The organism is Micromonospora sp. NPDC049580, assembly GCF_040675595.1.
Lineage (GTDB): Bacteria > Actinomycetota > Actinomycetes > Mycobacteriales > Micromonosporaceae > Micromonospora.
Map to the genome: position 1 here is coordinate 1 of NZ_JBFAPG010000424.1, position 5582 is coordinate 5582.

The following is a 5582-nucleotide window of genomic DNA, read 5'->3' on the forward strand; positions in this document are numbered from 1 at the left end:
CCCAGTTGGCGGTGATCTCCTCCAGCGTGCCCGCCTCGGCGCCGGCGAAGACGTGCGGATTGCGCCGGATCATCTTGTCGACCAGGCCACCCGCCCCGCCGTCGACGGTGCGGCGTCGCTCCTGTGGCCGGGGCGCGGCTCAGCCCCGCTCGGGCTGAACGATCTGGCCGCGCAAGGTTTTCAGCAGGTCGGCGCTGTCGACGACGGAGAGTCGGGTGAACACTCCGGTGGCGATGCTGCCGTGGTCGACCGAGGTGCACACCACCACGTCGCCGTCGGCCGGCCGGCCGATCGCGCAACGCTCGTGCCGACCCCGTACGCCGGTCTGCACCGTCTCGGGCGACTCCAGCGCGTAGCGCTCCTTGAGCCGCGTGATTTCCGCGTTCGCGTCCGCCTCCGGGTTCAGCCGGAAGCCGGTCCCGCCGAAGACCGTCACCCGCTTGCCGTCCGCCGTGGCGTACACGCCGGCGAAGGTGTCCTCGGCCAGCCAGTTCTCCTGGCGTACCTCGTTCTCCAGCTGTCGGGCCGCCGCGGCGCTGCCGTCGTCCTGACGCAGGCTCAGATCGGCGACCTGCCCGGGCAGCGCGGCCCGGGCCGGGTACTGGGACGAGATCGGCAGGCCGTAGTAGGCGGGACATCCGCAGCAGCAGGCCAGGGTGAGCAGCAGCAGCCACGGCCAGCGACGTCGACGACGGACCGGAACCGGCACGTACCCCTTCGGGGCCTCCCAGCCCGGTGGTGGCGTCACAGGCGGTGGCGTGGCCGACCGCCGACCCCGCCGCTGCTTCGGCACCCGGGCGGGCGGCGCCGGCCGCACCGGCGCGGTGGGTCGGCCCGTGCCGGGCTGCGCCGGCAGGGCGGGCCGGGCTGGCGGCGCCGGGTGGGCTGGCGGCGCCGGGTAGGTGGGTCGCGCCGGGTAGGCGGGCGACGTCGGGTGGGCGGGTGACGGCGACACCGGGTGCATCCCCACCGGCGGTGCGGGCGGCCCGGACCACTGCCGGGTCGACGGGGGCGCCGGGTAGTCCAACGTCGGGGGCAGCGGGGGCAGTTCGGCGGAGGGCAGGTCCCAGCCGCCGGTGTCCACCCCGGCCCACGGGTCGACCGGGGTGCGGTGCTCGGGCGGCTGCTCGGGCAGGGGCGGCGGCGGGGTCGGCTCGGCCGACTCACCCCAGGCACGCCTGCGCGGCAGCTGAGGAGGGACCGGCGCGGACCCACTCCACCGCGGCGCGGGGGAGTCCGCGGACGCGGCCGGCTGGGCCGCGGGCTCCTGGGCCGTCGGCTCCGGCTGGGCCGTGGGCTCCTGGCTCGTCGGCTCCGGCTGGGCCGCGGCTTCCTGCGCCGCGGGCTCCTGGGCCGTCGGCTCCTGGCTCGTCGGCTCCGGCTGGTCCGGTGCGGTGGGCTGGGCCGTGGGTTCCGGCTGGTCGGGGGCGGCGGGGTGGTCCGGTGGTACGGGTGGGGAGGTCGACTCGTCGGCGACCGCCGGAGCGTCGTCCGGCTCCGGGCCCGGGGTGCGCCCGTCGGCCGGCCGTGCTCCCGGCTGGGGCTCCGGCATCGCGGCAATCTCCTCTCGCGCCGGTCCGAGGTTAGTACCGCGTCGCCACCGCCGCCGCCCGGGCATCCAGGCGGAGTGCGTGCACAGGTGGTTGGTCGGGCGGCATCGTGGCGTGCGCGCGGTCACCGGCGGGCGGGCGCGTACCCTTGGGCATCATGAGTGCCCCGTCCACGACGCCGCGCGCGGCCGCGACCAATTCCGTCTGGCCGCGGCTCGAGCCGCTGCTCCCTCAGGTCTCCAAGCCCATCCAGTACGTCGGCGGTGAGCTGGGCGCGGTGGTCAAGGACTGGGATGCCGCGACGGTGCGCTGGGCGCTCATGTATCCCGACGCGTACGAGGTGGGCCTGCCCAACCAGGGTGTGCAGATCCTCTACGAGGTGCTCAACGAGCTGCCCGACACCCTCGCCGAGCGGACGTACGCGGTCTGGCCCGACCTGGAGAACCTGATGCGCACGCACGGCGTGCCGCAGTTCACCGTCGACGCGCACCGGCCGGTGCGCGATTTCGACGTCTTCGGCATCTCCTTCTCCACCGAGCTGGGCTACACCAACATGCTCACCGCGATCGACCTGGCCGGCATCCCGATGCTGGCCGCCGACCGCACCGACGCCGACCCGGTGATCGTGGCCGGTGGGCACGCCGCCTTCAACCCGGAGCCGATCGCCGACTTCATCGACGCCGCCGTTCTCGGCGACGGCGAGGAGGCGGTCCTGGAGATCACCGCGATCGTCCGGGAGTGGAAGGCCGAGGGCTCCCCGGGTGGCCGCGACGAGCTGCTGCTGCGGCTGGCCCGCACCGAGAGCGTGTACGTGCCGCGTTTCTACGACGTGGACTACCTCCCGGACGGGCGGATCCAGCGGGTCGTGCCGAACCGGGCAGACGTGCCGTTCCGGGTGCACAAGCGCACGACGATGGACCTGGACGCGTGGCCGTACCCGAAGAAGCCCCTCGTCCCGCTCGCCGAGACGGTGCACGAGCGGTACGCGGTGGAGATCTTCCGGGGCTGCACCCGGGGCTGCCGGTTCTGCCAGGCGGGCATGATCACCCGTCCGGTGCGGGAGCGGTCGATCACCACCGTCGGGCAGATGGTGCGCGAGGGCCTGGAGTTCTCCGGCTTCTCCGAGGTGGGCCTGCTGTCGCTCTCCTCGGCCGACCACTCCGAGATCGGCGACATGTGCTCCGGCCTGGCCGAGCAGTACGCGGGCACCAACGTGTCGCTGTCGCTGCCGTCGACCCGGGTCGACGCGTTCAACATCGACCTCGCGCAGGAGTTGTCCCGCAACGGGCGGCGTACCGGCCTGACCTTCGCCCCGGAGGGCGGGTCGGAGCGGATCCGCAAGGTCATCAACAAGATGGTGTCGAAGGAAGACCTGATCCGGACGGTCGTCACCGCGTACAGCAACGGTTGGCGGCAGGTGAAGCTGTACTTCATGTGCGGCCTGCCCACCGAGACCGACGAGGACGTCCTCGAGATCGCCGACATGGCCCACGAGGTGATCAAGGCCGGTCGGGCCGCGACCGGCTCGAAGGACATCCGCTGCACGGTCTCCATCGGCGGGTTCGTGCCCAAGCCGCACACCCCGTTCCAGTGGGCTGCCATGGAGCGCCCGGAGGTCATCGACCACCGGCTCAAGATCCTCAAGCAGGCCATCAACTCGGACCGCTCGCTGGGCCGGGCCATCGGCTACCGCTACCACGACGGCGAGCCGTCGCTGATCGAGGGCCTGCTCTCCCGGGGTGATCGCCGGGTCGGCTCGGTGATCCGCAAGGTGTGGGAGGACGGCGGCCGGTTCGACGGGTGGAGCGAGTACTTCTCCTACCAGCGCTGGGTGGACGCGGCGGCCGAGACGCTGCCGGCGTTCGGGGTGGATCTCGACTGGTACACCACCCGCCAGCGCGACGAGCTGGAGGTCCTTCCCTGGGACCACCTGGACTCGGGCCTGGACAAGGACTGGCTCTGGCAGGACTGGCAGGATTCGCTGAGCGAGTTCGAGCAGGACGACTGCCGGTGGACCCCGTGCTTCGACTGCGGCGTCTGTCCCTCGATGGACACCGAGATCCAGATCGGCCCCACCGGCAAGAAGCTCCTGCCCCTGACGCCGATCAAGGGCCTGAAAACCCCCACGCCCTGACCCCCGGCCCTCCCGGCCCCGCCCGTCGCCCGCGTCGATCATGAAGTTGTTGCCCGGAACACCGCGTGTCACCGACAATAACTTCATGATCAACCGGTGCTGAGTTCCGAGGAGCGAGACGATCAGTAAGAAAAACCAGCCGGAGGGTGGGCAGGCGCCGGTCGTTCAGCGCGCCCGCATCCGGTACGCCAAGCGCGGGCCGCTGCGGTTCACCTCGCACCGGGACTTCGCCCGGGCGTTCGAGCGTGCGCTGCGCCGTGCCGCCGTACCGATCGCGTTTTCCCAGGGCTTCACCCCGCACCCGAAGATCTCCTACGCCAGCGCCGCGCCCACCGGGGTGGCGAGCGAGGCGGAGTACCTGGAGATCGGCCTTCAGGCGCCGGTCGAGCCGGAGGCGCTGCGCGCCGCGCTCGACGCCGCGCTCTCACCCGGGCTGGACGTGCTGGAGGTGGTGATCGCCGAGGGCGGCAGCCTGGCGGACCGCATCGAGGCGTCGCACTGGCACATCGAGCTGCCCGAGGTCGACACGGAGACGCTGCGCGCCGCCGTGGACGCCTTCACCGCTGCCGACGAGGTGCTGGTCGAGCGGATGACCAAGCAGGGGCGACGCACCTTCGATGCCCGTGCAGCGGTTATGTCGATCGATGTCCTCTCCCCGACGCAGACGCCTTCCGGGGCGCCGGCCGTACCGTGTGCGATACTCGAACTGGTCGTGCGGCAGGTCACCCCGTCCGTACGGCCCGATGACGTCCTTTCCGGCCTCCGCGTGGTGGCCGACCTGGAGCCGCCGGTCTCGCCGAGGGTGACCCGGCTGGCTCAGGGCACGCTGACCGCGCAGGGTGCGATCGTGGATCCGTTGGATGCGGATCGCGGCGGGGCAGCCATCGTTGGGCACTGACCGACGGTCAGCGCTCTTGCAGGCAGACTTCGGCGGTCGCGCACCACGCGCGCCCGGCGGAAACACTTTTGCGGCGACCCTGCGTGGCAGCGCTCACCCGCGCCCGGGGCAGCCAGAACTGGAGAACGTCCATGCTCGAGAACGAGCCCGAGGGCGGCGAACGGACCGGTTCACAGCCGGCCGGCGACACCGCTGACCAGAGCACCACCACCACCGACGGCGCCGCCGGCGCGCAGCAGGCGGGCGCGGAGAGCGCCGAGGCTGCCGCACCGCCACGGCGGGCGCGGGCCACCCGGCGTCGGGCCGCTCCGCTCAACCAGCCGGAGCAGGCCGAGGCGCCCGTCGAGGCGTCCGCCGGCGGGTCCGGCGCCGTCGAGTCGCCGCAGGCGGAGGTCTTCGCCCCGGTCTCCGGTGACCTGGACGTCGCCCCGAAGACCCCCCGACGCCGGCGCAAGGCGGCCCCCGTCGAGACGACCGCCGAGGAGCCGCTGGTCGCCGCCAGCGCGGAGCTGGCCTCCCCCGAGGTCGTTCCTCCGGTCAAGGTGACCCGCACCCGGCGCAAGAAGGCAACGCCCGCCGTCGAGGAGCCGCCGGCCGTCGTGGAGCCCGCCGCCGCCGAGGAGCCCGCCGTCGAGGAGCCCTCCGCCGAGGGGGACGCCGCTGAGACGTCGGCGGAGTCCGACCTGCGTCAGGCGGAAGCCGAGCTGAACGAGGCGCAGACCCCGCCGGACGGAACCGGCGCCGAGCAGGCGTTCGGTGACGCGCGGGAGCGCTCCGGCGAGGTGGCGCCCGGTGTCGCCGTGGCGAACGTGGCCGATGAGCCGATCGAGCCTGCCGAGGTCGTCGAGGCCGAGCAGCCGCGCACCCGCCGTCGGCGGGCCGCGCTCTCCGCACCCACAGTGCTGTTCATGGCACCCCAGCCGGACGCCGTGCCGGTGACCCGGCCGGCGGAGCCCGCTCCGGTGGCCGAGGAACCGGCCGTCGAGGCCGAGCCGTCCCG

The 5582-nt window shown here is 73.2% G+C and carries 3 protein-coding genes and 2 pseudogenes; 3 read left to right on the top strand and 2 right to left on the bottom strand.

Going from position 1 to position 5582, the window contains the following annotated elements:
• Together AB0J68_RS25850 and AB0J68_RS25855 are read right to left on the bottom strand one after the other, a co-directional pair.
• Window positions 1–127 (bottom strand): annotated as a pseudogene (locus AB0J68_RS25850) (nucleoside triphosphate pyrophosphohydrolase); the annotation flags it as partial.
• Between the two features lie 12 nt (window positions 128–139).
• Window positions 140–1552: a hypothetical protein gene (locus AB0J68_RS25855; protein ID WP_363940788.1), complete on the bottom strand. Its 1413-nt coding sequence runs from the start codon at window positions 1550–1552 to the stop codon at window positions 140–142.
• Window positions 1553–1707: 155 nt separating this feature from the next.
• Between AB0J68_RS25855 and AB0J68_RS25860 the strand changes: the two genes are divergently transcribed.
• The 3 genes and pseudogenes from AB0J68_RS25860 to AB0J68_RS25870 all read left to right on the top strand — a co-directional run.
• Complete coding sequence (locus AB0J68_RS25860) at window positions 1708–3684, top strand: TIGR03960 family B12-binding radical SAM protein (protein WP_363940790.1); 1977 nt, start codon at window positions 1708–1710, stop codon at window positions 3682–3684.
• Window positions 3685–3862: 178 nt separating this feature from the next.
• Window positions 3863–4582 carry a TIGR03936 family radical SAM-associated protein gene (locus AB0J68_RS25865; RefSeq protein ID WP_354857991.1) on the top strand — a complete coding sequence of 240 codons (720 nt, stop codon included), beginning with the start codon at window positions 3863–3865 and terminating at the stop codon, window positions 4580–4582.
• A 131-nt stretch (window positions 4583–4713) separates the two neighbouring features.
• Window positions 4714–5582 (top strand): annotated as a pseudogene (locus AB0J68_RS25870) (ribonuclease E/G); the annotation flags it as partial.